Annotated in this window: 18 protein-coding genes; 2 read left to right on the top strand and 16 right to left on the bottom strand. The window is 71.8% G+C overall.

Annotation, left to right across the window (positions count from 1 at the left end; translation table 11 throughout):
• Positions 1-14: 14 nt before the first annotated feature.
• The 5 genes from rpsD to ACIP67_RS11920 all read right to left on the bottom strand — a co-directional run bounded on the left by rpsD (position 15) and on the right by ACIP67_RS11920 (position 5179).
• Positions 15-629 (bottom strand): 30S ribosomal protein S4, encoded by a 615-nt coding sequence (gene rpsD, locus ACIP67_RS11940; RefSeq protein ID WP_129796831.1) that lies wholly within the window; start codon positions 627-629, stop codon positions 15-17.
• A 299-nt stretch (positions 630-928) separates the two neighbouring features.
• Positions 929-2284: a replication-associated recombination protein A gene (locus ACIP67_RS11935; RefSeq protein ID WP_401690901.1), complete on the bottom strand. Its 1356-nt coding sequence runs from the start codon at positions 2282-2284 to the stop codon at positions 929-931.
• Between the two features lie 62 nt (positions 2285-2346).
• Complete coding sequence (locus tag ACIP67_RS11930) at positions 2347-3006, bottom strand: vitamin K epoxide reductase family protein (protein ID WP_401690899.1); 660 nt, start codon at positions 3004-3006, stop codon at positions 2347-2349.
• A gap of 186 nt (positions 3007-3192) precedes the next feature.
• Entirely contained in the window at positions 3193-4455 is a 1263-nt protein-coding gene (gene hisS, locus ACIP67_RS11925) for a histidine--tRNA ligase (RefSeq protein ID WP_401690897.1), read from the bottom strand.
• A 13-nt stretch (positions 4456-4468) separates the two neighbouring features.
• Positions 4469-5179 (bottom strand): MBL fold metallo-hydrolase, encoded by a 711-nt coding sequence (locus ACIP67_RS11920; protein ID WP_401690895.1) that lies wholly within the window; start codon positions 5177-5179, stop codon positions 4469-4471.
• A 179-nt stretch (positions 5180-5358) separates the two neighbouring features.
• Here ACIP67_RS11920 and ACIP67_RS11915 point away from each other — a divergent pair, with 179 nt between their 5' ends.
• Together ACIP67_RS11915 and ACIP67_RS11910 are read left to right on the top strand one after the other, a co-directional pair.
• Positions 5359-6174, top strand: a complete 816-nt coding sequence (locus tag ACIP67_RS11915; RefSeq protein WP_401690893.1) for a peptidylprolyl isomerase — start codon at positions 5359-5361, stop codon at positions 6172-6174.
• Between the two features lie 143 nt (positions 6175-6317).
• Positions 6318-7547 carry a DUF349 domain-containing protein gene (locus ACIP67_RS11910; protein WP_389519620.1) on the top strand — a complete coding sequence of 410 codons (1230 nt, stop codon included), beginning with the start codon at positions 6318-6320 and terminating at the stop codon, positions 7545-7547.
• 145 nt (positions 7548-7692) lie between these two features.
• On the opposite strand, the gene ACIP67_RS11905 is transcribed toward ACIP67_RS11910, so the two are convergent.
• From ACIP67_RS11905 to ruvC, 11 genes are all read right to left on the bottom strand, one after another.
• Complete coding sequence (locus ACIP67_RS11905; RefSeq protein WP_401690891.1) at positions 7693-8835, bottom strand: caspase family protein; 1143 nt, start codon at positions 8833-8835, stop codon at positions 7693-7695.
• Positions 8819-9244 (bottom strand): hypothetical protein, encoded by a 426-nt coding sequence (locus tag ACIP67_RS11900; RefSeq protein ID WP_401690890.1) that lies wholly within the window; start codon positions 9242-9244, stop codon positions 8819-8821. The genes ACIP67_RS11905 and ACIP67_RS11900 overlap by 17 nt, the downstream gene beginning before the upstream one ends.
• Positions 9237-10595 (bottom strand): protein kinase, encoded by a 1359-nt coding sequence (locus tag ACIP67_RS11895; protein ID WP_401690888.1) that lies wholly within the window; start codon positions 10593-10595, stop codon positions 9237-9239. Before ACIP67_RS11895 ends, ACIP67_RS11900 begins: the two co-directional genes overlap by 8 nt.
• A gap of 39 nt (positions 10596-10634) precedes the next feature.
• On the bottom strand, positions 10635-13166 hold the full coding sequence (locus ACIP67_RS11890) for a RelA/SpoT family protein (RefSeq protein ID WP_401690886.1): 2532 nt from the start codon (positions 13164-13166) through the stop codon (positions 10635-10637).
• Positions 13167-13396: 230 nt separating this feature from the next.
• On the bottom strand, positions 13397-13936 hold the full coding sequence (locus ACIP67_RS11885) for an adenine phosphoribosyltransferase (RefSeq protein ID WP_401690884.1): 540 nt from the start codon (positions 13934-13936) through the stop codon (positions 13397-13399).
• The gene (gene secF / locus ACIP67_RS11880) at positions 13933-15045 is read right to left on the bottom strand and encodes a protein translocase subunit SecF (protein ID WP_401690882.1); all 1113 of its coding nucleotides are present in this window, start codon (positions 15043-15045) and stop codon (positions 13933-13935) included. Before secF ends, ACIP67_RS11885 begins: the two co-directional genes overlap by 4 nt.
• A 3-nt stretch (positions 15046-15048) precedes the next feature.
• Positions 15049-16842 (bottom strand): protein translocase subunit SecD, encoded by a 1794-nt coding sequence (gene secD, locus ACIP67_RS11875; protein WP_401690880.1) that lies wholly within the window; start codon positions 16840-16842, stop codon positions 15049-15051.
• A gap of 137 nt (positions 16843-16979) precedes the next feature.
• Complete coding sequence (gene yajC, locus ACIP67_RS11870; protein WP_401690878.1) at positions 16980-17486, bottom strand: preprotein translocase subunit YajC; 507 nt, start codon at positions 17484-17486, stop codon at positions 16980-16982.
• Between the two features lie 243 nt (positions 17487-17729).
• On the bottom strand, positions 17730-18803 hold the full coding sequence (gene ruvB, locus ACIP67_RS11865; RefSeq protein ID WP_401690876.1) for a Holliday junction branch migration DNA helicase RuvB: 1074 nt from the start codon (positions 18801-18803) through the stop codon (positions 17730-17732).
• 53 nt (positions 18804-18856) lie between these two features.
• Positions 18857-19462, bottom strand: a complete 606-nt coding sequence (gene ruvA, locus ACIP67_RS11860) for a Holliday junction branch migration protein RuvA (RefSeq protein ID WP_401690874.1) — start codon at positions 19460-19462, stop codon at positions 18857-18859.
• A complete protein-coding gene (ruvC, locus tag ACIP67_RS11855) occupies positions 19459-20007 on the bottom strand; it encodes a crossover junction endodeoxyribonuclease RuvC (protein WP_401690872.1) in 549 nt (182 codons plus the stop codon). Before ruvC ends, ruvA begins: the two co-directional genes overlap by 4 nt.
• Positions 20008-20148 lie beyond the last annotated feature (141 nt).

Genomic DNA, 20148 nt, shown 5'->3' with positions numbered 1-20148 from the left:
CGTCCGCCGGGGGATCAGCGGGCGTAGTACTCGACGACGAGCTGCTCGTCGCAGATGACCGGGATCTCCTTGCGGTTCGGCTCGCGGTCCAGGCGGAACGCCAGGGCCTTGAGGTTCACCTGGAGGTAGCGCGGGGTCTCGCCGTCGGGGGCGAAGCCGCCCTCACGGGCGATCGAGAAGAGGGTCTTCTCGCGGCTGCGCTCGCGGACCATCACGACGTCGTCGGGACGGACGCGGAACGAGGGCTTGTCGACCTTCTGGCCGTTGACCTCGATGTGGCCGTGGACGACCATCTGGCGGGCCTGGTAGATCGTGCGGGCGATGCCCGAACGCAGGACCAGGGCGTCGAGGCGGCGCTCCAGCTCGATGATCAGGGCCTCACCGGTCTTGCCCTGGACCTTGGAGGCACGCTCGTAGGCGCGGACGAGCTGGCGCTCGGACACGTCGTACTGCGCGCGCAGGCGCTGCTTCTCCAGCAGACGGACCTTGTAGTCCGAGTTCTGCTTGCGGCCGCGGCCGTGCTCACCCGGCGGGTAGGGGCGGGCCTCGAAGTACTTGACGGCCTTCGGGGTCAGCGCGATGCCGAGGGCACGCGACTTCTTGACCTTGGGGCGGGACTGGTTCGCCACTGTCTCTCATTTCCTAGTGTCGGCTCGTCAGGGTTGAGGGAGGTCGCATCCGCAGCCGGGGAAACCCGTCGGGTCCACTGGTGGACCTGCCGGGCAGCCGCTCCCCTGGTCTGGGCACATACGTGCAGCACGCGAGTGGCCCACCGACCGTCCCGGGACTCCGGGTGGTGGTGGGCTGCCCGCGACACCGTTCGACGGTGCGCGACGCTCCTTGGGTCGGTTCCCGAGGGACCGACTCCGGCCGAATGTCCCGTTCTGACTGCACGGGACGCGGCACTTCAGGCGATTCTACAGGGTGCTCACGTGCGCTTGCGACCGAGGTGCTTTCGGGTCCAGTCGACCGCGTCCGCGTACCGGGCCTCGGCGCCGTGCCGGGTGGGCGTGTAGTACTCGCGCCCGGTGACGGCGTCCGGGGCGTACTGCTGGGCGGCGATCCCCTCGGGCAGGTCGTGCGGGTACACGTACCCCTGCGCGTGCCCCAGCTTGGCCGCACCCTTGTAGTGCCCGTCCCGCAGGTGCGGCGGCACGGGCCCGGCCAGGCCCTTGCGGACGTCGTCCAGGGCGGCGCCGATCGCGGTCGTCGCGGCGTTGGACTTGGGGGCCAGGGCGAGGGCGATGGTGGCGTGGCTGAGGGTGAGGGCGGCCTCGGGGAAGCCGATCATGGCGACGGCCTGGGCGGCGGCGACCGCGATCGGCAGAGCGTTCGGGTCGGCGAGGCCGATGTCCTCGCTGGCGGAGATCATCAGGCGGCGGGCGATGAAGCGGGGGTCCTCACCGGCCTCGATCATGCGGGCCAGGTAGTGCAGGGCGGCGTCGACGTCGGAGCCGCGGATGGACTTGATGAGGGCGCTGGCGACGTCGTAGTGCTGGTCGCCGTCGCGGTCGTACTTCACCGCCGCCCGGTCGACCGTCTCCTCCAGGGTGGCGAGGGCGATCTCCGTCTCGTCCTTGTCGAGCGCGGCCCCGGCGGCGGCCTCCAGGGCGGTCAGGGCCCGGCGGGCGTCGCCGCCGGCGATCCGCAGGAGGTGGCCCTCGGTGTCCTCGGGGAGGGTGACGGCGCCCTTGAGGCCCCGGTCGTCGGCGAGGGTGCGCCGGACGAGGCCGCGCAGGTCGTCGTCGGTGAGGGGTTCGAGCGTGAGCAGCAGGGAGCGGGAGAGGAGGGGAGAGATCACCGAGAAGTAGGGGTTCTCGGTGGTGGCCGCGATCAGGGTCACCCAGCGGTTCTCGACGGCCGGGAGGAGGGAGTCCTGCTGGGCCTTGCTGAAGCGGTGGATCTCGTCGAGGAAGAGGACGGTCTCCTTGCCGAAGCCGCCGACGGCGCGGCGGGCGCCGTCGATGACCGCGCGGACCTCCTTGACGCCGGCGGTGATCGCGGACAGCTCGACGAAGCGCTTGTCGGTGGCCTTGGAGACGACGTGGGCGAGGGTCGTCTTGCCGGTGCCGGGCGGACCCCACAGGATCACCGAGGACGGGCCGGCCGGGCCCCTGGCGCCCTCGCCGACCAGGCGGCGCAGGGGGGAGCCCGGCTTCAACAGGTGCTGCTGGCCCACGACCTCGTCGAGGGTGCGCGGGCGCATCCGGACCGCCAGGGGACTGCCGGCGGGGTCCTTCTCCTGGCGTTCTTCTGCTGCGGCGGTGAACAGGTCGGGCTCCACGCTGAAACCCTAAATCACCGCACCGACAGTCCGGCCGGGGCGGGCGCCGGCCCGGAGGCGGGTCAGCTGGTCCAGAACTCCCACCAGCGGGTCAGGATCAGCATGCCGATGATGCCGATGTGCAGCACGGGCAGGACCCAGGTGAACTCGCCGAAGAAGCCCTTCAGCCAGCCCGGGGCGGGCAGGAAGCCGTTGCGGACGTTGAACGAGGTCACGTACCAGAACATGGTGATCGTCGCGACCCAGGCCAGGCAGCACCACAGGCACAGCGCGTTGATCCGGTACAGGGACTGGAACTGCAGCCAGGCGCAGAAGACGACGCCGAAGAGCGTGCCGAAGTTGAAGGTGAGCCAGTACCAGCGCGGGAAGCGGGCGCGGGCCAGCAGGCTCATGCCGACGCAGATGACGATGCCGTAGGCCACGAGGCCGAGCATCGGGTTGGGGAAGCCGAAGGCGGCGGCCTGCTTGCTCTCCATGACGCTGCCGCAGGAGACCACGGGGTTCAGGCTGCACCCGGGGGTGAACGTCGTGCCCGCGACCTTGGCCTCGAGCAGCTTGAACTTGTCGATCGTGATGACCCACGCCGCGAGCAGACCGGCCGCTCCGGTGATCACCAGCAGCAGCGCGAACGCCCGGCTGCCGCCCGCCGTCCCCGGTGCGGCCGCCCCGGCACCTTCCGGATCGGGCTCGGTGGAGACGTCTCGAACTGTCGTCTTGCTCATCACGCCGATTCCGTCACTGGAGAGTTGGACCTTCTTCGGGCAGGGCCATTGTGCCGCACCCGCGCGCGTGCGCACCGTTCGCTCCGCATAAGGGTGAGCGGACACGACGGGCAGGTGTTCCGTTTCCCTGTACGGCGAAGGCGCCGGGCGCCCTGTACGGCACCCGGCGCCCCCCGCGCGCGTAGGTCAGCCGAGCCGTGCTTCCAGCTCCGCGACGATCTCGTTGACGCCGACCGCCGTCTGCTCACCGGACTCCATGTCCTTGAGCTGGACGACCCCCTCGGCGAGGTCGCGTTCACCGGCGACGATCGTGTAGCGGGCGCCGCTGCGGTTGGCGTTCTTCATGGCGCCCTTGAGGCCCTTGGCGCCGTAGGAGAAGTCGGCGGCGACGCCCAGCTTGCGCAGTTCGGTGACCTTGGCGAAGAGGACGCGGCGGGCCTCCTCGCCGAGCGGGACGGCGAACACGCTGGTGGACGAGGGCAGTTCGAGTTCGATGCCCTCCGCCTCCAGCGCCAGGACCGTGCGGTCGACGCCGAGGGCCCAGCCGACCGACGGCAGGGCGGGGCCGCCGATCATCTCGGACAGGCCGTCGTAGCGGCCGCCGCCGCCCACCGCGGACTGCGAGCCGAGACCGTCGTGGACGAACTCGAAGGTCGTGCGTGTGTAGTAGTCCAGGCCGCGGACCAGCTTGGGGTCGTCCTCGAAGGCGACGCCCGCCGCGGTGATCAGGTCGCGGACCTCCTCGTGGTACGCCTTGCAGGCGTCGCAGAGGTAGTCGCGCAGGAGGGGGGCGCCGTCGAGCTGCTTCTGCACGTCCTGGCGCTTGTCGTCGAGGACCCGCAGGGGGTTGATCTCGGCGCGGCGCAGGGTGTCCTCGTCGAGGTCGAGGCCGCGCAGGAAGTCCTGCAGGGCGGCCCGGTAGACCGGACGGCACTCCTTGTCGCCGAGGCTGTTGAGGAGGATGCGGAAGTCGCGCAGACCGAGCGAGCGGTACGCCTGGTCGGCCAGGATGATCAGCTCGGCGTCCAGCGCCGGGTCCTCGGCGCCGATCGCCTCGGCGCCGACCTGGGAGAAGTGGCGGTAGCGGCCCTTCTGGGGACGCTCGTAGCGGTAGTACGAGCCCGAGTACCAGAGCTTGACCGGCAGGTTGCCCGCCTTGTGGAGGTTGGCCTCCAGGGCGGCGCGCAGCACGGACGCCGTGCCCTCGGGGCGCAGCGCCAGCCGGTCGCCGCCCTTCGTCTCGAAGGCGTACATCTCCTTGGTCACGATGTCGGTGGACTCGCCGACACCGCGTGCGAACAGCTCGACGCTCTCGAAGCCGGGTGTCTCGACGTAGCCGTAGCCGGAGGTGCGCAGCGGGGCGGCGATCGCCTCGCGCACGGCGAGGTAGGTGGCGCTGTCCGGGGGGATCAGGTCGTACGTGCCCTTGGGGGCCTTGAAGGTGCTCACGGGAGGTCTCTCGTCACATTCCTCGTCGGGGAGCCTCGGAGGCTCCCTGGCCGCCGGCCGCCACCTGCCGCAGGTACGGGTTGGTGGCGCGCTCCTGGCCGATGGTCGTCTGGGGGCCGTGGCCGGACAGCACCACGGTCGAGTCGTCGAGCGGCAGGCACACGCGGGCCAGCGAGTCGAGCATCTCGGCCATGTCGCCGCCGGGCAGGTCGGTGCGTCCGATGGAGCCGGCGAACAGCAGGTCGCCCGAGAAGAAGACGGACGGGACGTCCGCGGCCTCGGGCATCCGGAAGGTCACCGACCCCTTGGTATGGCCCGGCGCGTGCGCGACGGAGAACTCCAGACCGGCCAGGTCCAGCCGCGCGCCGTCGGTCAGCTCCCGGACGTCGTCCGGCTCCCCCACCGTCAGCTCGCCCATCAGCGGCATCCCGAGGGACCGGCCGAGCGCCTTCTCGGGGTCGCTCATCATGTAGCGGTCCTCGGGGTGGATCCAGGCCGGCACGTCGTGCGCGCCGCAGACCGGGACGACCGAGGCGACATGGTCGATGTGGCCGTGGGTGAGGACGACGGCGACGGGCTTGAGCCGATGCTTCCTGATCGCTTCCTCGACTCCGGGGGCCGCCTGGTGGCCCGGGTCGATGATCACGCACTCCTCACCGGCGGCGGGGGCGACGAGATAACAGTTCGTCCCCCAGGCCCCGGCGGGGAACCCGGCAATGAGCACGATCGTCCTTCGTTGTGTCGGTACGGGAGGGCTTGCGAGCGGCTACGCCCGTCGTCAGAGCCTACCGGCGCTGCCGTTTCCTCAGCGAACCCATATACGGTACGGGGCACACGCGCGCGGTCGGCTCACCGGGCGCTCGCGTACCGGCCGTCGTACGAGACGCATGAGGAGAGAACCCGGTGGTCACCCAGGAACAGCGCAAGCGTCAGCTAGCCCGGGAGAAGTTCTTGCGGCAGCAGCAGCGCCGCACGGCCGCGCGGCGCAAGGCGCGCGTGCGCAACTCGGTGATCGCGTCGGTGCTCGGCGTGGTCCTGGTGGGCAGCCTGGCGCTGTACACCTCGGGCGTCATGAAGGACGACGACAAGGCGAGCGCGAGCGCGGAGGCGTCCGCGTCCGCCACTCCCAGCGCGGTCGAGGACCCGTGCGAGAAGGCCGCCGCGGGCTCCGTCAAGACGGCGACCTGGGAGAAGGAGCCGGCGATCACGATCGACAAGTCGGCGAAGTACACGATGACGCTGGCGACGACGTGCGGGGACATAGACATCGCGCTGAAGGCGTCGGCGGCCCCGCACACCGTGAACTCCTTCAGCTTCCTCGCGGGCAAGGGCTACTTCGACCACACCACGTGCCACCGGCTCACCACCAGCGGCATCTACGTGCTGCAGTGCGGCGACCCGACGGGCAGCGGCAGCGGCGGACCGGGCTACACCATCCCGGACGAGAACCTGAAGGACACGAGCCTGAAGGACGACATCTACCCGGCGGGCACGGTCGCGATGGCCAACACCGGTGAGGCGGACACCGGCGGCAGCCAGTTCTTCCTCGTCTACCAGGACAGTTCGCTCCCGCCGAGCTACACCCCGTTCGGTACGGTGTCGGCCGCGGGGATGAAGGTACTGCAGAAGATCGCCGCCGCGGGCGAGAACACGGGCGCCGGTGACGGCGCCCCGAACGCGACGGTCGTGATCGACAAGGCGACGGTCACCAAGTCCTGACGGCAAGGGCGGTCAACTGCGCAATTTCGGTCGCGCTGGATGCGGACAGGCGACCCGCCGTTCGCCTATGTTGGCCGTGACGAAACTGTGGACGATGCCCGGGGCTCCGAAACTCCCCGCAGGCATCATGTGGAGGAGGCGCTGTGAGCAGCGACCCGTGGGGCCGCGTCGACGAGACGGGGACCGTGTACGTGCGGACGGCCGATGGCGAGCAGGTCGTCGGTTCCTGGCAGGCCGGCTCCCCCGAGGAGGCGCTGGCCTACTTCGAGCGCAAGTACGAGGGCCTGGTGGTCGAGATCGGCCTCCTCGAGAAGCGGGTCCGGACCACGGACCTGTCCGCCAAGGACGCCCAGGTCGCCATCGACCACATCCGTGAGCAGGTGGACGCGCACCACGTGGTCGGCGACCTGGACGCGTTGCGGGCCCGGCTGGACAAGCTGGTGGCGACCGTCGAGGCACGCCGCGAGGAGCGCAAGCAGCAGCGGGCCAAGCAGTCCGACGAGGCCCGCAAGGCCAAGGAGGACCTGGTCACGGAGGCGGAGCAGCTGGCGCAGTCCGACCAGTGGCGGGCGGCCGGTGAGCGGCTGCGGTCCCTGGTGGACACCTGGAAGGGCCTGCCGCGGCTGGACCGCAAGTCGGACGACGAGCTGTGGCACCGGTTCTCGCACGCGCGCTCGGCGTTCTCCAAGCGGCGCAAGGCGCACTTCGCGCAGCTGGACGCACAGCGCGAGGAGGCCCGCCGGGCCAAGGAGCGGCTGGTGGCCGAGGCCGAGGCGCTGTCGGGCTCGGTGGACTGGGGTCCGACGGCGGCGCGCTACCGCGAGCTGATGACGGAGTGGAAGGCCGCGGGCCGGGCGCAGCGCGAGCACGAGGACGACCTGTGGAACCGCTTCCGCGGCGCGCAGGACGTCTTCTTCGCGGCCCGCAGCTCGGTCTTCGCGGAGCGGGACGCGGAGCAGGCGGAGAACCTGAAGCTGAAGGAGGAGCTGGCCGAGGAGGCCGAGAAGATCCTCCCGGTCACGGATCTGAAGGCGGCGCGGGCCGCGTTCCGCTCGGTCAACGAGCGCTGGGAGGCCATCGGCCATGTGCCGCGGGACGCCCGGCCGAAGGTCGAGGGCCGGATGCACACCGTGGAGCGGGCGATCCAGGAGGCCGAGGAGGCCGAGTGGCGCCGGACCAACCCGGAGGCGCGGGCGCGTGCCGCGGGTCTGACCGGTCAGCTCCAGGCGGCGGTGGACAAGCTGACGTCCCAGATCGAGCAGGCGCGTGCCCAGGGCAACACCGCCAAGGCGGACAAGCTGGAGCGGGAGCTCCAGGGCCGTCAGGCGCTGCTGGACCAGGCGCTGAAGGGCCTGCACGAGTTCGGCGGCTGAGCCGGAACCCGTCGATGCCGTAGCGGCCCGGCCGTGGGAGACCACGGCCGGGCCGTCGCACGTTCCGGTGAGCCGGTGCCTTCCGGGGACCTCGCACGTTCCGGTGACGTTCCGGTGCCCCGCGCCTTCGGCGGCCCGGCGCCCGTCAGGCCGGCCCCGGCGCGCCCCGCTCGCTGATGTCCAGGGCGTGCTTGAGCACCTCGCAGGCCTGGAGGTGGTTGCCGGACTCCTGAAGCAGGTCGGCCAGCCGCCGGCAGACGAGGACGGCCTCGGGACCGTACACCTTGTGGACCTGGTGGAAGGCGAGTTCCAGCACCTCGATGGCCTCCTTGACCTGGCCGGTCTCGGAGAGCAGCTCGGAGAGTTCGAGCTGGACGGCGAGCAGGTCGCCCTCGCTGCCCGCGGTCTGCTGTTCCTGGAGGGCGAGGCGCAGGACGGGCAGGGCGTCGCGGGTGTTGCCCTCGGCGCGCAGGAGCCGGGCGACGGCCAGGCCGGTGGAGACCATGGCGGTGCGGACGTCGGCGGGCAGGACGGGGCCCGCGGGGGCGCGCAGACCGGCGCGGGCCTTGTTGCGGGCCAGGGGGAGGCGTCCGACGCCGTTCTCCTGGGAGTGCTGGGGCAGCGGGCGGTTCTTGGCGCGCAGCCGGTCCAGCAGGACGCGGTAGAGCGTGTCGAGGTCGAGCAGCTCCGGGCCGTTGTCGACGCCGTGGCGCAGCACGCCCAGCAGCTCGCCGGTGAAGGCGGTGTAGCGCTCGCCGTCGGGTGCCAGGGCGATCCGGTCGCGGGGTGAGGCGGTGAGGACGTAGGCGCCGTCCACGGCGGCCTCGGCGGCGAGGACGTCGCCTCCGGCCAGGGCGCGGGCGGCGCGGCCGCTGAAGCAGCAGTCGAGGACCACGACCTTGCGGCGGGCCCGGGCGGACCGCAGGGCGGAGCGCAGGTGCTGGTAGGCGACGGCCGTGTAGCCGAGGTGTTCGCGGGAGTCGCCGAGTGCGAGGTAGAGGTCGGCGGAGTCGGCGTCGCGCAGGCCGTGTCCCGCGAAGTAGACGAGGAGGGTGTCGGTGGCCTCCTCGCCGGCCTGGTGGACGGGGTCGAGGATCGCGTGGGCGCTCAATGGGTCGGTGACGACCGTGCAGTGCTGTACGGGCAGCCCCCAGACGGTGGCGTCGCACAGTTCGGCGGCGAGGTCGACGACGCCCGTCTCGACGGCGGGCAGCTGGGGCAGGTGGCGGTAGGAGGCGGTGCCGATGAGGACGGCCCGCGAGCGCGCCGGGTCAGGCAGTGCCGTCATCGCCTCCGCTTCCTTCGGTGCGCGGTCCGGGCAGGGTGGCGGGCGCGGTGTCGCCGTCGAGGAGGACGACGAGACGGCGTACGGTCTCCTCGTCGCGGGCCGCGCGGGCGGTGAGGAGGACCTCCACGTCGCCGCGGCGCAGGGTGACGGCCGGGGCGCGGCGCCGGGAGGTCTGCCACTGCAGGACGGAGACGACGAGCGAGGCCGCCGACAGTCCGCCGGAGACGGCGAACTGGAGGACGTCGAAGCCGGTGCCCATGCCGCCGGGTGGGTGCGGGGCCGCGCCGGCGGGCCGGACGGGCAGGCCGACGCTGTCGTCCTCCCGCAGCCAGCGCAGCAGGGAACGCAGGTCGTCCTCGGTCCCCGTGGTGTCCAGGGCGGCCGAGATGCCCGCGCCGGAGTCAGTCATCGTGTCCGTCCGTTCGTCGTGCCACACGTCGGTTGACGCTGGAGAACAGCTCCAGCGCGGGGCGCCCGGCGTCGAGCCTGGCCAGGCACACGGCATGCCAGTACTGGCTGGTCAGGGTGGTCGGATGGTCGGGTCCGAGCGTGGTGAGGCAGACCGGGACCACGACGGACAGCATCTGCGCGGCCTCCTCCAGCCGGCCGCGCAGCACCAGGTTGACCGCCTCGCGCTGCCGGGCCAGCGCGCTCTGCGGGGTCATGGTGCCGAGCACGATCCGGCGGGTGGTGTCGCTGAGGGTGGCGGGCCGGAAGGGGTCGGTGGCCGTCCCGCGCCGGTCGGGCAGGGCGGCCGCCTCGTCCCAGAGGTACTCGGGCATCTCCTCCGCGCGGGACACCGACTCGGGAACGTCGGGAATCGCCCACGCGCCGCGTACGGCGCCGTCGCGCGCCCGGTCCGTCACCAGGTCGACCAGCCGCTCGGTACCGCCGTAGGACAGGGGCAGCAGGGTCTCGCGGATGGACTCGGGGTCCTGGCGGCGCAGGGCGGGGTCCTGCCGGCAGAGGTCGTCGACGAGCCGGCACAGGTCCGGCGGGCAGTCCGGGCGGCGGCCCGAGAGCGGCGGGACACCGTCGCCGAGGGCGCGGTGGATGATGGCGCCGTAGTCGACGGTCGGGCCGAACGGCAGCTCGCCCGTGATCATCAGGTACAGGCAGGTGCCCAGGCCGTACCAGTCCGCCGCCCGCTCCGGCAGGGCGCCCCGCATGGCCTCGGGGGCCATGAACTGGGGGGTGCCGACGATGGCTCCGGTGCGGGTGATCGCGGCCTCGCCGGCCAGCCGCGCCAGTCCGAAGTCCTGGAGGACGACACGCCCGTTCCGGGTGAGGCCGACGTTCGTGGGCTTGACGTCGCGGTGCAGCACGCCGGCCGTGTGGGCGGCCTCCAGGGCCTCGGCGATGCCCAGGGCCACCGTGCACACCACGGTCGTCGGCAGCGGCCCCGCGGACGACGCCAGGTCGGCCAGGGTGGTGCCGTCGAGCACCTGCATCACCAGGTAGGGGGTGCCGTCGTGCACACCGCTGTCGTACAGCGTGACGACGCCGGGGTGGTCGATCCTGGCCAGGGCGCGGGCCTCGCGCTGGAAGCGGTCCCAGGCCTCGCTGTCGCCGGTCAGCCCCTCGACGGTGGTGAGCATCTTCAGGGCGACGCGCCGGTCGAGCCGGGTGTCCTCCGCCTCGTGGACGACGCCCATGCCGCCGCGGCCGAGGAAACGGACCGGCCGGTAGCGGCCGGCGACCAGGACCGGCACCGACGGCGGTGCCCCGCCCGGTAACCCCTCGCGCCCCGGCCCGCCCATCCCGCTCCCCCGTCTCCGCCGCTCAGGTCATCCCGTAGGTTACGGTCTCCGCGCCGACGTCACCCGGTAGACGTCGTACACGCCCTCCACCCCGCGGACGGCCTTCAGGACGTGACCGAGGTGCTTGGGGTCGCCCATCTCGAAGGTGAAGCGGGAGGTGGCGACCCGGTCCCGGGAGGTCTGGACGGCGGCCGAGAGGATGTTGACGTGCTGGTCGGACAGGACGCGGGTGACGTCCGACAGCAGTCGGGACCGGTCCAGCGCCTCGACCTGGATGGCGACCAGGAAGACCGAGGACTGCGTCGGCGCCCACTCGACGCCGAGGATGCGCTCCGGCTCACGGGACAGTGACTCCACGTTGACGCAGTCGCTGCGGTGAACCGATACGCCACTACCGCGTGTGACGAAACCGATGATCGGATCGCCGGGGACGGGCGTACAACAGCGGGCCAGTTTCACCCAGACGTCGTCGACGCCCTTGACCACGACACCGGGGTCGTTGCTGGTGCGCCGCTTGCGGCCGCGGCCGCGGGACGGCGGGACCGACTCGTCGATCTCCTCGGTCGCGGCCTCCTCGCCGCCGAGGGCCTGCACCAGCTTCTGCACGACGTTCTGCGCGGCCACATGGCCCTCGCCGATCGCCGCGTACAGCGAGGAGATGTCCGGGTAGCGCATCTCGTGCGCCAGGGTGACCAGCGAGTCGCCGGTGAGGATGCGCTGGATCGGCAGGTTCTGCTTGCGCATCGCGCGGGCGATGGCGTCCTTGCCCTGCTCGATCGCCTCGTCGCGGCGCTCCTTGGAGAACCACGCCCGGATCTTGTTGCGGGCGCGCGGCGACTTGACGAAACCGAGCCAGTCGCGGGACGGGCCCGCGCCGGGGGCCTTGGAGGTGAAGACCTCCACCAGGTCGCCGTTGTCCAGGGTCGACTCCAGCGGTACGAGCCTGCCGTTGACCCGGGCTCCTATGGTGCGGTGGCCGACCTCCGTGTGGACGGCGTAGGCGAAGTCCACCGGGGTGGCTCCGGCCGGGAGCGCGATGACGTCGCCCTTGGGCGTGAAGACGAAGACCTCGTTGCGGGAGAGGTCGAAGCGCAGGGACTCCAGGAACTCGCCCGGGTCCTCGGTCTCCTTCTGCCAGTCGAGCAGCTGGCGCAGCCACGCCATGTCGTTGAGGTGGTCGTCCTTGCCCTTGCCGGACGACTTCGGCGCGTCGGTGCGGACCTTGGAGGCGCCGGCGACGGCCTCCTGCTTGTACTTCCAGTGCGCGGCGATGCCGTACTCGGCGCGGCGGTGCATGTCGAACGTGCGGATCTGGAGCTCTACCGGCTTGCCGTTGGGGCCGATGACCGTCGTGTGCAGCGACTGGTACATGTTGAACTTGGGCATCGCGATGTAGTCCTTGAACCGGCCGGGGACCGGGTTCCACCGCGCGTGCACCGTGCCGAGGGCCGCGTAGCAGTCGCGGACGGTGTCCACGAGGACGCGGATGCCCACCAGGTCGTAGATCTCCGCGAAGTCACGGCCGCGGACGATCATCTTCTGGTAGACGCTGTAGTAGTGCTTCGGCCGGCCCGTGACGGTCGCCTTGATGCGGGCGGCCCGCAGGTCGGCCTGGACCTCGTCGGTCACTATGGCGAGGTACTCGTCGCGCTTGGGGGCGCGCTCGGCGACGAGGCGGACGATCTCGTCGTACATCTTGGGGTAGAGGATCGCGAAGGCGAGGTCCTCCAGTTCCCACTTGATGGTGTTCATGCCCAGGCGGTGGGCGAGCGGCGCGTAGATCTCGAGGGTCTCGCGCGCCTTCTTCTCCTGCTTCTCGCGCTTCAGGTAGCGCATGGTGCGCATGTTGTGCAGGCGGTCGGCGAGTTTGATGACCAGGACGCGCGGGTCCTTGGCCATGGCGACGACCATCTTGCGCACGGTCTCGGCCTGCGCGGCCTCGCCGAACTTGACCTTGTCCAGCTTGGTGACGCCGTCGACGAGGAGGGCGACCTGGTCGCCGAAGTCGCGGCGCAGGTCGTCCAGGCCGTACTCGGTGTCCTCGACGGTGTCGTGGAGCAGGCCCGCCATGAGGGTGGCCGGGTCCATGCCGAGTTCGGCGAGGATCGTGGTCACCGCGAGCGGGTGGGTGATGTACGGGTCGCCGCTCTTGCGCTTCTGGCCGCGGTGCCAGCGCTCGGCGACCTGGTAGGCGCGCTCGATCTGGCGCAGCGTCGACGTCTCGATCTTGGGGTCGTTGCTGCGCACTATCCGCAGCAGCGGCTCCAGGACCGGGTTGTACGGGTTGGCGCGCTGGACGCCGAGGCGGGCGAGACGGGCGCGGACGCGGTTGGAGGAGCCGGAGCGGGCGGGCGGCTGCGCGGCGGCCGGGCGGGCGGCGGGGGTGCTAGCGGAGCGCTCGGGCGGGGCCTGCTTGGGGCGGGCCTGCTCGGCCGGCTTGTCGACGGGGGCGGAGCGGTCGTGCTCGACCGGCCCACGGGTGTCGGCGTGCGTCCCCGACGCGGGCTTGGCCGCGGGCGCCGAGGCGGACTCGGGCTTGGCGGCGGTCAGGTGCTGGGCCTCGTCTGGCAAGAGGACTCCTCGTGCGCGATCCGGGTCCCCGGTCAGGCTCCGGAGCACCCATCGTAGCGATGCCGGGCTCCCGGATCGCCTTCAGGCCGATGTGAAGGCCGTGTACCCGGGAAACACCGGGGGCGGGCACCGGATTCCTCCGGGCCCGCCCCTGATCCGTACGACAGCCGTACGAGGGTGCCGGGACTCGTCCTCACCGTCGGCCCGGCGCGGGGCGACGGCGCCCGGTCCTAGACCGTGAGCAGCGCCTCCAGCGGCGCTCCCCGCAGCGCCGCCTCCAGGCGGGGCCGGCCGGCCAGGAACCCGAGTTCCATCAGGACGGCGACGCCCGCGACCTCGGCGCCCGCGCGGTGGATCAGCTGGATCGACGCCTCGGCGGTGCCGCCGGTGGCGAGGACGTCGTCGACGATCAGGATGCGGTCGTCGGCGGTGAGGTCCTCGGCGTGGATCTCGATCTCGGCAGAGCCGTACTCCAGGTCGTAGGCCTGGGCGAGGGTGGCTCCGGGGAGCTTGCCCGCCTTGCGCACGGGGACGAAGCCGAGGCCGGCGCGGACGGCGACGGGGGCGCCGAGGATGAAGCCCCGGGCCTCCAGGCCGACGATCTTGGTGGCGCCGGTGCGCTCGGCGACGTCGGCGAACGCGTCGGTGAGGGCGGTGAACGCCGCCGGGTCCGCGAGCAGCGGGGTGATGTCCTTGAACATCACCCCCGGCTCCGGGTAGTCGGCCACGTCACGGATACGGCTGAGCAGCAGCTCCTGGATGCCGGTCATCGGCGCTTCCCCGAGGGTCGGCCGCGGCCCCGGCCGCGGGAGGCGGGCTGGGTGCGCGGGCCGACGACGGCGGCCGCGTCCTCCGGCAGGTCCTCGCGCGGGTCGGTGCCGCGGGACTCGGTGTACTCCTCGTCGGCGGCGGCCTGGGCGCGCTTGGCCAGGACGCGCTTCTTCAGCGCCTTGAACTGCGGCTCGCGCTCCTTGAGGTCGGCGACGAGCGGCGTGGCGATGAAGATCGAGGAGTACGCACCGGCCGCGAGGCCGACGAACAGCGACAGCGAGATGTCGTTGAGCGTGCCCGCGCCGAGGACGCCGCCGCCGATGAACAGCAGGCCGGCGACCGGGAGCAGCGCGACGACCGTGGTGTTGATCGAACGCACCAGGGTGCTGTTGATCGAGCGGTTGGCGATCTCGCTGTAGGTGAAGCGGGTCTGCTTGGTGAGGTCCTTCGTCTGCTCCTTGAGGGAGTCGAAGACGACGACCGTGTCGTACAGCGAGTAGCCGAGGATGGTCAGCAGACCGATCACCGTGCCCGGCGTGACCTCGAAGCCGACGAGGGCGTAGATGCCGACGGTGATGGTGATGTCGTGGACCAGGGCGACGAGCGCGGCGATGGCCATGCGCCACTCGAAGGCGATCGCCAGGTAGATCACGACGAGGACCATGAAGATCGCCAGACCCTGCCAGGCCTTGTTCGCGATCTGGTCGCCCCAGCTGGGACCGACCAGGTCGGCGGCGATGGTCTCCGGGTCGACGTCGAAGTCCTCGGCGAGGGCGTTCTTGACCTTGTCGGACTGCTGGGTGTCCATGCCGGCGATCTGGATGCGCAGCGAGCCGTCGCCGAGCTTCTGCACGAGCGCCTCGTGACCGGCCGCCTCCTCCGCGGCGGTCTCGGCCTGCGAGACCGAGACGGAGCTGTTCTTCGCGGTGGTGAAGACGGCGCCGCCCTGGAAGTCGATGCCCATGTTCAGGCCGCGGACGCCCAGGCCGAGGATGGCCGTGATGGTGATCAGGATCGAGATGCCGTACCAGATCTTGCGGTGCCCGATGAAGTCGTAGCTGATCTCGCCACGGTGCAGTCGGGCGCCGAGGTTACCGAGTTTCGACATCGCTCACGCCTCCTTCGGCTCGGCGGGGCCGGCGGCGGGACCGGCGGGACGACGGGTGCGGCGCAGCGGCGGCTTGGCGCCCAGGCTCTTCGGGTCGAGGCCGGACCACTTGTGGCCGCTCGCGAAGAACGTGCGGCGGGCGATCAGCGTCATCAGCGGCTTGGTGAAGAGGAAGACCACGACCACGTCGAGGACGGTGGTCAGGCCCAGCGTGAACGCGAAGCCCTGGACCTTGCCGACGGAGACGATGAAGAGCACCGCGGCGGCGAGGAAGGACACGAAGTCGGAGACCAGGATGGTGCGCCGGGCGCGCGGCCAGCCCCGCTCGACCGCGGGACGCAGCGAGCGGCCCTCGCGGATCTCGTCCCGGACACGTTCGAAGTAGACGATGAACGAGTCCGCGGTGATGCCGATGGCGACGATGGCACCGCAGACGGCCGGCAGGTTCAGCGCGAAGCCGATGGCCGGGCCGAGCAGCGACATGAGCACGTAGGTGAGGGCCGCGGAGACCAGCAGCGAGGCGATCGCGATGAGGGACAGGCCGCGGTAGTAGGCCACCAGGTAGATGACCACCAGGGCGAGGCCGATGGCGCCGGCGAGCAGACCGGCGTGCAGCTGGTCACCGCCGAGCGCGGCGGTCACCGTGGTCACGCTCTGCTCCTGGAAGGAGAGCGGCAGCGCACCGTAGGACAGCATGTTGGCGAGGTTCTGGGCCTCGTCCTGCGTGAAGCTGCCGGAGATCTGGGCCTGGCCGCCGGTGATGGAGGAGCTGACGTACGGGCTGGAGACGACCTCGCCGTCGAGGACGATGCCGAACTCGTTCTGCGGGGCGCTGTTCTGGGCGAGCTCCGCGGTGATGTCGGCGAACTTCTTGGAGCCCGCGGAGTTGAAGTCCATCGTGACCTGCCAGCCGGCGGCGGTCTGGGTGTCGTAGACCGCCTGGGCCTTGTCGACCTCGGTGCCGTCGACGGCGGCCGGGCCGAGCAGGTACTTGTACCAGACGCCCTGGATCTGGCCGCAGCCCACGGTGGAGTCGGCGGGCTTGGCGCCCTCGCCGGCGGCGGCGCGGGCCGAGGCCTTGGAGCAGTCCAGGTCCGTGTACTCGGCTTCGAGCGCGGCGGTGTCGGTGTCCGAGGCGCTCGCGGAGGCCGACGGGCTCGCGGAGGCGGAGGCGCTCGCGGAGGCGGAGGCCGACGGCGTGGAGTCGGCCTTCAGCGCGTCGGTGACGGCGCGGCCCTGCGAGGTGGCGGAGGCCGACGGGGACGCGGAGGAGGAGGCCTTCTCGTCGGCGGAGGCACTCGCGGAGGCGCTCGCGGAGGCGCTCGCGGACGCGCTCGGCGAGGCGGTGGACGAGCCGCTGGCGGACGGGCTCGGCGAGGCGCTCGCGGCGGTGCCGCTGGCCTCGCTGGCCAGGACCGGACGGAAGTACAGCTTGGCGGTGGTGCCGACCTGTTCCCGGGCTTCCTTGGAGTTGGTGCCCTTGGGGATGTTGACGATGATGTTGCTGTCGCCCTGGGTCTGCACCTCCGCCTCGGAGACGCCCAGACCGTTGACACGGCGGTTCATGATCTCCACCGCGGTGTCCATGTTGGCCTTGTTGATCGCGGACCCCTGGTCGGCTTTCGCCTCCAGCGTGATGCTCGTGCCGCCGGCAAGGTCGATGCCCAGACGCGGAGTGGTGTGTCCGGAGAGGAACATGCCTCCGGTGAGCGCCACGATCGCGATCAGGATCAGGGCCAGCGAGCGCCCCGGCTTGCTCTGGGCACTCGCGCTCCGGCCCTTTTTAGGTGCTGCCACCTTCTCGTACTCCCTCTCGGGCCGCCTCGCGCCGGGTCAGCGCGGCGGCGGCCATGACATGGTGTCGGGATCCCCTGGTGCGAGATGCGCGCGCCCCGGGGCACGCGGGGCGCACCCGCGTGCCCCGGGGGGCGTGGCTACTTCTTCGCGTCGGAGTCGCCGTCGGTCTTCTTCGGCTCCGCGTCGGTCTCCGCGCCGGTGTCCGTGTCGGTGTCCGCGTCGGCGGCCCGCTCCTCGGTTGCGTCCTTCTTGCCGAGGTCGACGGGCGTGTCGTCGGAGGCGGCGGCAGCGTCGGCGGTCTCGTCGGACCCGGTGAGGGAGGAGGCGTCGTCCGGGACGACGTCGGACTTCAGGTCGTGCTCGATGCCGTGGACGATGCGGTTGTACTCGTCGTCGGACAGGACGGCACCGATGGCGTTCTTCGCGAAGAGCAGTTCCACCCCCGGGCCCGCGTCGAGGAGGACGGTCTCGTCGTTGACCTCCTTGACGGTCGCGTAGATGCCCCCGATGGTGCGGACACCGCTGCCGGGCTGCATGGCGTTCCGCATGTCCGCGGCCTGCTGCTGCTTCTTCTTGGCCGAGCGGGTCATCAGGAACATGGCCCCGATGAGCACGATGAACGGGAGGAGGGTCACGAGACTCACGGGTCGGTACTTCCTTCGCACGACCGCGATGGTGAGCGGCCTACTGGTTGGGGGTGTGTGCGCCGCCGACAACGGCGGCATCGGCGGAGTCTAAGCGAGTCCGCGCACAGGGAACAACGTTCAGCATGGCACCTGGGTTCCTCCGGCCGCCAATGCCCTGGCCGTCTCCCTGGCGCGTTACCGTCGGGTGCCGGCCCGGCTTCCGGGTGCCCCGTACGTGCCGTCACCCGCCGTCACCTGGTGTCACGCCCCGAACAGGTTCTGCTGTCCGTTCCCCCCGGTCGTGGTGCGGGGCGGGGTGAGGCCGAGGTGGGTCCAGGCGGCGGGGGTGGCGACGCGGCCGCGCGGGGTGCGGGCGAGCAGGCCCTCCCGGACCAGGAAGGGTTCGGCGACCTCCTCGACGGTCTCGCGCTCCTCCCCCACCGCGACGGCCAGCGTGGACAGGCCGACCGGTCCGCCGCCGAACAGTTTCAGCAGGGCCTGGAGGACCGCGCGGTCGAGGCGGTCGAGGCCGCGGGCGTCGACCTCGTAGACGGCGAGGGCCGCCGCGGCGATCTCGCGTGTGATGACGCCGTCCGCCTTGACCTGCGCGTAGTCGCGGACGCGGCGCAGCAGGCGGTTGGCGATGCGGGGCGTGCCACGGGAGCGGCCGGCGATCTCGGCGGCGCCGTCGGTGTCGATCTCGACGTCGAGGAGGGTCGCCGAGCGGTGGACGACGCGGCGGAGTTCGGCCGGTTCGTAGAACTCCATGTGGGCGGTGAAGCCGAAGCGGTCGCGCAGCGGGGGCGGCAGCAGGCCCGCGCGGGTGGTGGCGCCGACCAGGGTGAACGGGGGCAGCTCCAGCGGGATGGCGGTGGCGCCGGGGCCCTTGCCGACGATGACGTCGACGCGGAAGTCCTCCATCGCCATGTAGAGCATCTCCTCGGCGGGCCGGGACATGCGGTGGATCTCGTCGAGGAAGAGGACCTCGCCCTCCTGGAGGGAGGAGAGGATCGCGGCGAGGTCGCCGGCGTGCTGGATGGCGGGGCCGGACGTGATGCGGATCGGGGCGCCCATCTCCGCGGCGATGATCATCGAGAGGGTGGTCTTGCCGAGGCCGGGGGCGCCGGAGAGCAGCACGTGGTCGGCGGTGGCGCCGCGCGCGCGGGCCGCGCGCAGCACGAGGTCGAGCTGTTCGCGGACCTTCTCCTGGCCGATGAACTCGCCCAGGTCCTTGGGGCGCAGGGCGGCCTCGACGGCCTGGTCCTCGCGGTCGGCGACAGAGCCCACCAGCCGGTCGGCGGCGGCACCGGTGTCGGTCGTGTCGTCCCAGTTCATGAAGTGTGCCTCGGGGGTGTCGGAATCGTTCGGCGCGGGCGGGTCGGCCGGGCTCAGCGGGCCCTGTTGAGGGTCTGGAGGGCCGCCCTCAGCAACTGGCCCACCTGGGGCGTGCCCTCGGTCGCCTCCGCCTGGGGTGCGACGGCGGACACCGCCTCGTCGGCCTCGCGGGTCGCGTATCCGAGGCCGATCAGGGCGGCGTGCAGCTGGTCCCGCCAGCCCTGGGTGACCGGGGCGCCGACCGCGGGGGCGCCGATCGGCTCGCCCAGGCGGTCCTTCAGCTCCAGCAGCAGCTTCTGGGCGCCCTTCTTGCCGATGCCGGGGACCGCGGTGAGGGCCTTCTCGTCGGCGGTGGCGACCGCTCGGCGCAGGGCGTCCGGGGTGTGCACGGCGAGCATGGCCTGGGCGAGGCGGGGGCCGACGCCGCTGGCGGTCTGGAGCAGTTCGAAGACCTGCCGCTCGTCGTCGTCGGCGAAGCCGTACAGCGTGAGCGAGTCCTCGCGCACGACGAGGGAGGTGGCGAGCCTGGCGGGCTGACCGAGCCGGAGCGTGGAGAGGGTGTCGGGCGTGCACTGCACGGCCATGCCGATCCCGCCCACCTCGACCACGGCGGCGTCGGGAGCGAGTGCGGCGACGGTGCCGCTCACGAAGGCGATCATGCCGTACGGCCTTTCGAGGGGGTGGGTGCGGTGGCGGTGTGCAGGGCGACGGCCTGCTGGAGGCGGTTCTGCGCGGGGGCGCGCCAGATGTGGCAGATGGCGAGGGCCAGGGCGTCGGCGGCGTCGGCGGGCCTGGGCGGCGCGCTGAGCCGCAGCAGGCGGGTGACCATGGCGCCGACCTGTGCCTTGTCGGCGCGGCCGCTGCCGGTGACGGCGGCCTTGACCTCGCTGGGCGTGTGCAGGGCGACGGGGATGCCGCGGCGGGCGGCGCAGAGCATGGCGACGGCGCTGGCCTGGGCGGTGCCCATGACCGTCCGGACGTTGTGCTGGCTGAAGACCCGCTCCACGGCGACGTACTCGGGCCGGTGCTCGTCGAGCCAGCGCTCGATGCCCTGTTCGACGGCGACGAGGCGCTGCCCCAGCTCCGCGTCCGCCGGCGTGCGGACGACGCCCACGCCGAGCATGGTGAGCGGACGGCCCGCGACCCCCTCGACCACACCGACACCGCACCGTGTCAGACCGGGGTCCACCCCGAGTACCCGCACGCCCGCCCCTCCCGTCGACAGCCTGTTCGTGCAGGCTATCGGGTGCCACCGACAAGGACGGCCGGCGACGCCCGGCACGGCGACGGGCCGACGGGTGCGTCCCGTCGGCCCGTCGGCCCGTCGACCGGTGCGGCCCGCGGT

Source organism: Streptomyces sp. NPDC088812 (assembly GCF_044750285.1).
Lineage (GTDB): Bacteria > Actinomycetota > Actinomycetes > Streptomycetales > Streptomycetaceae > Streptomyces.
This window is presented reverse-complemented; position numbering and strand designations above follow the sequence as displayed.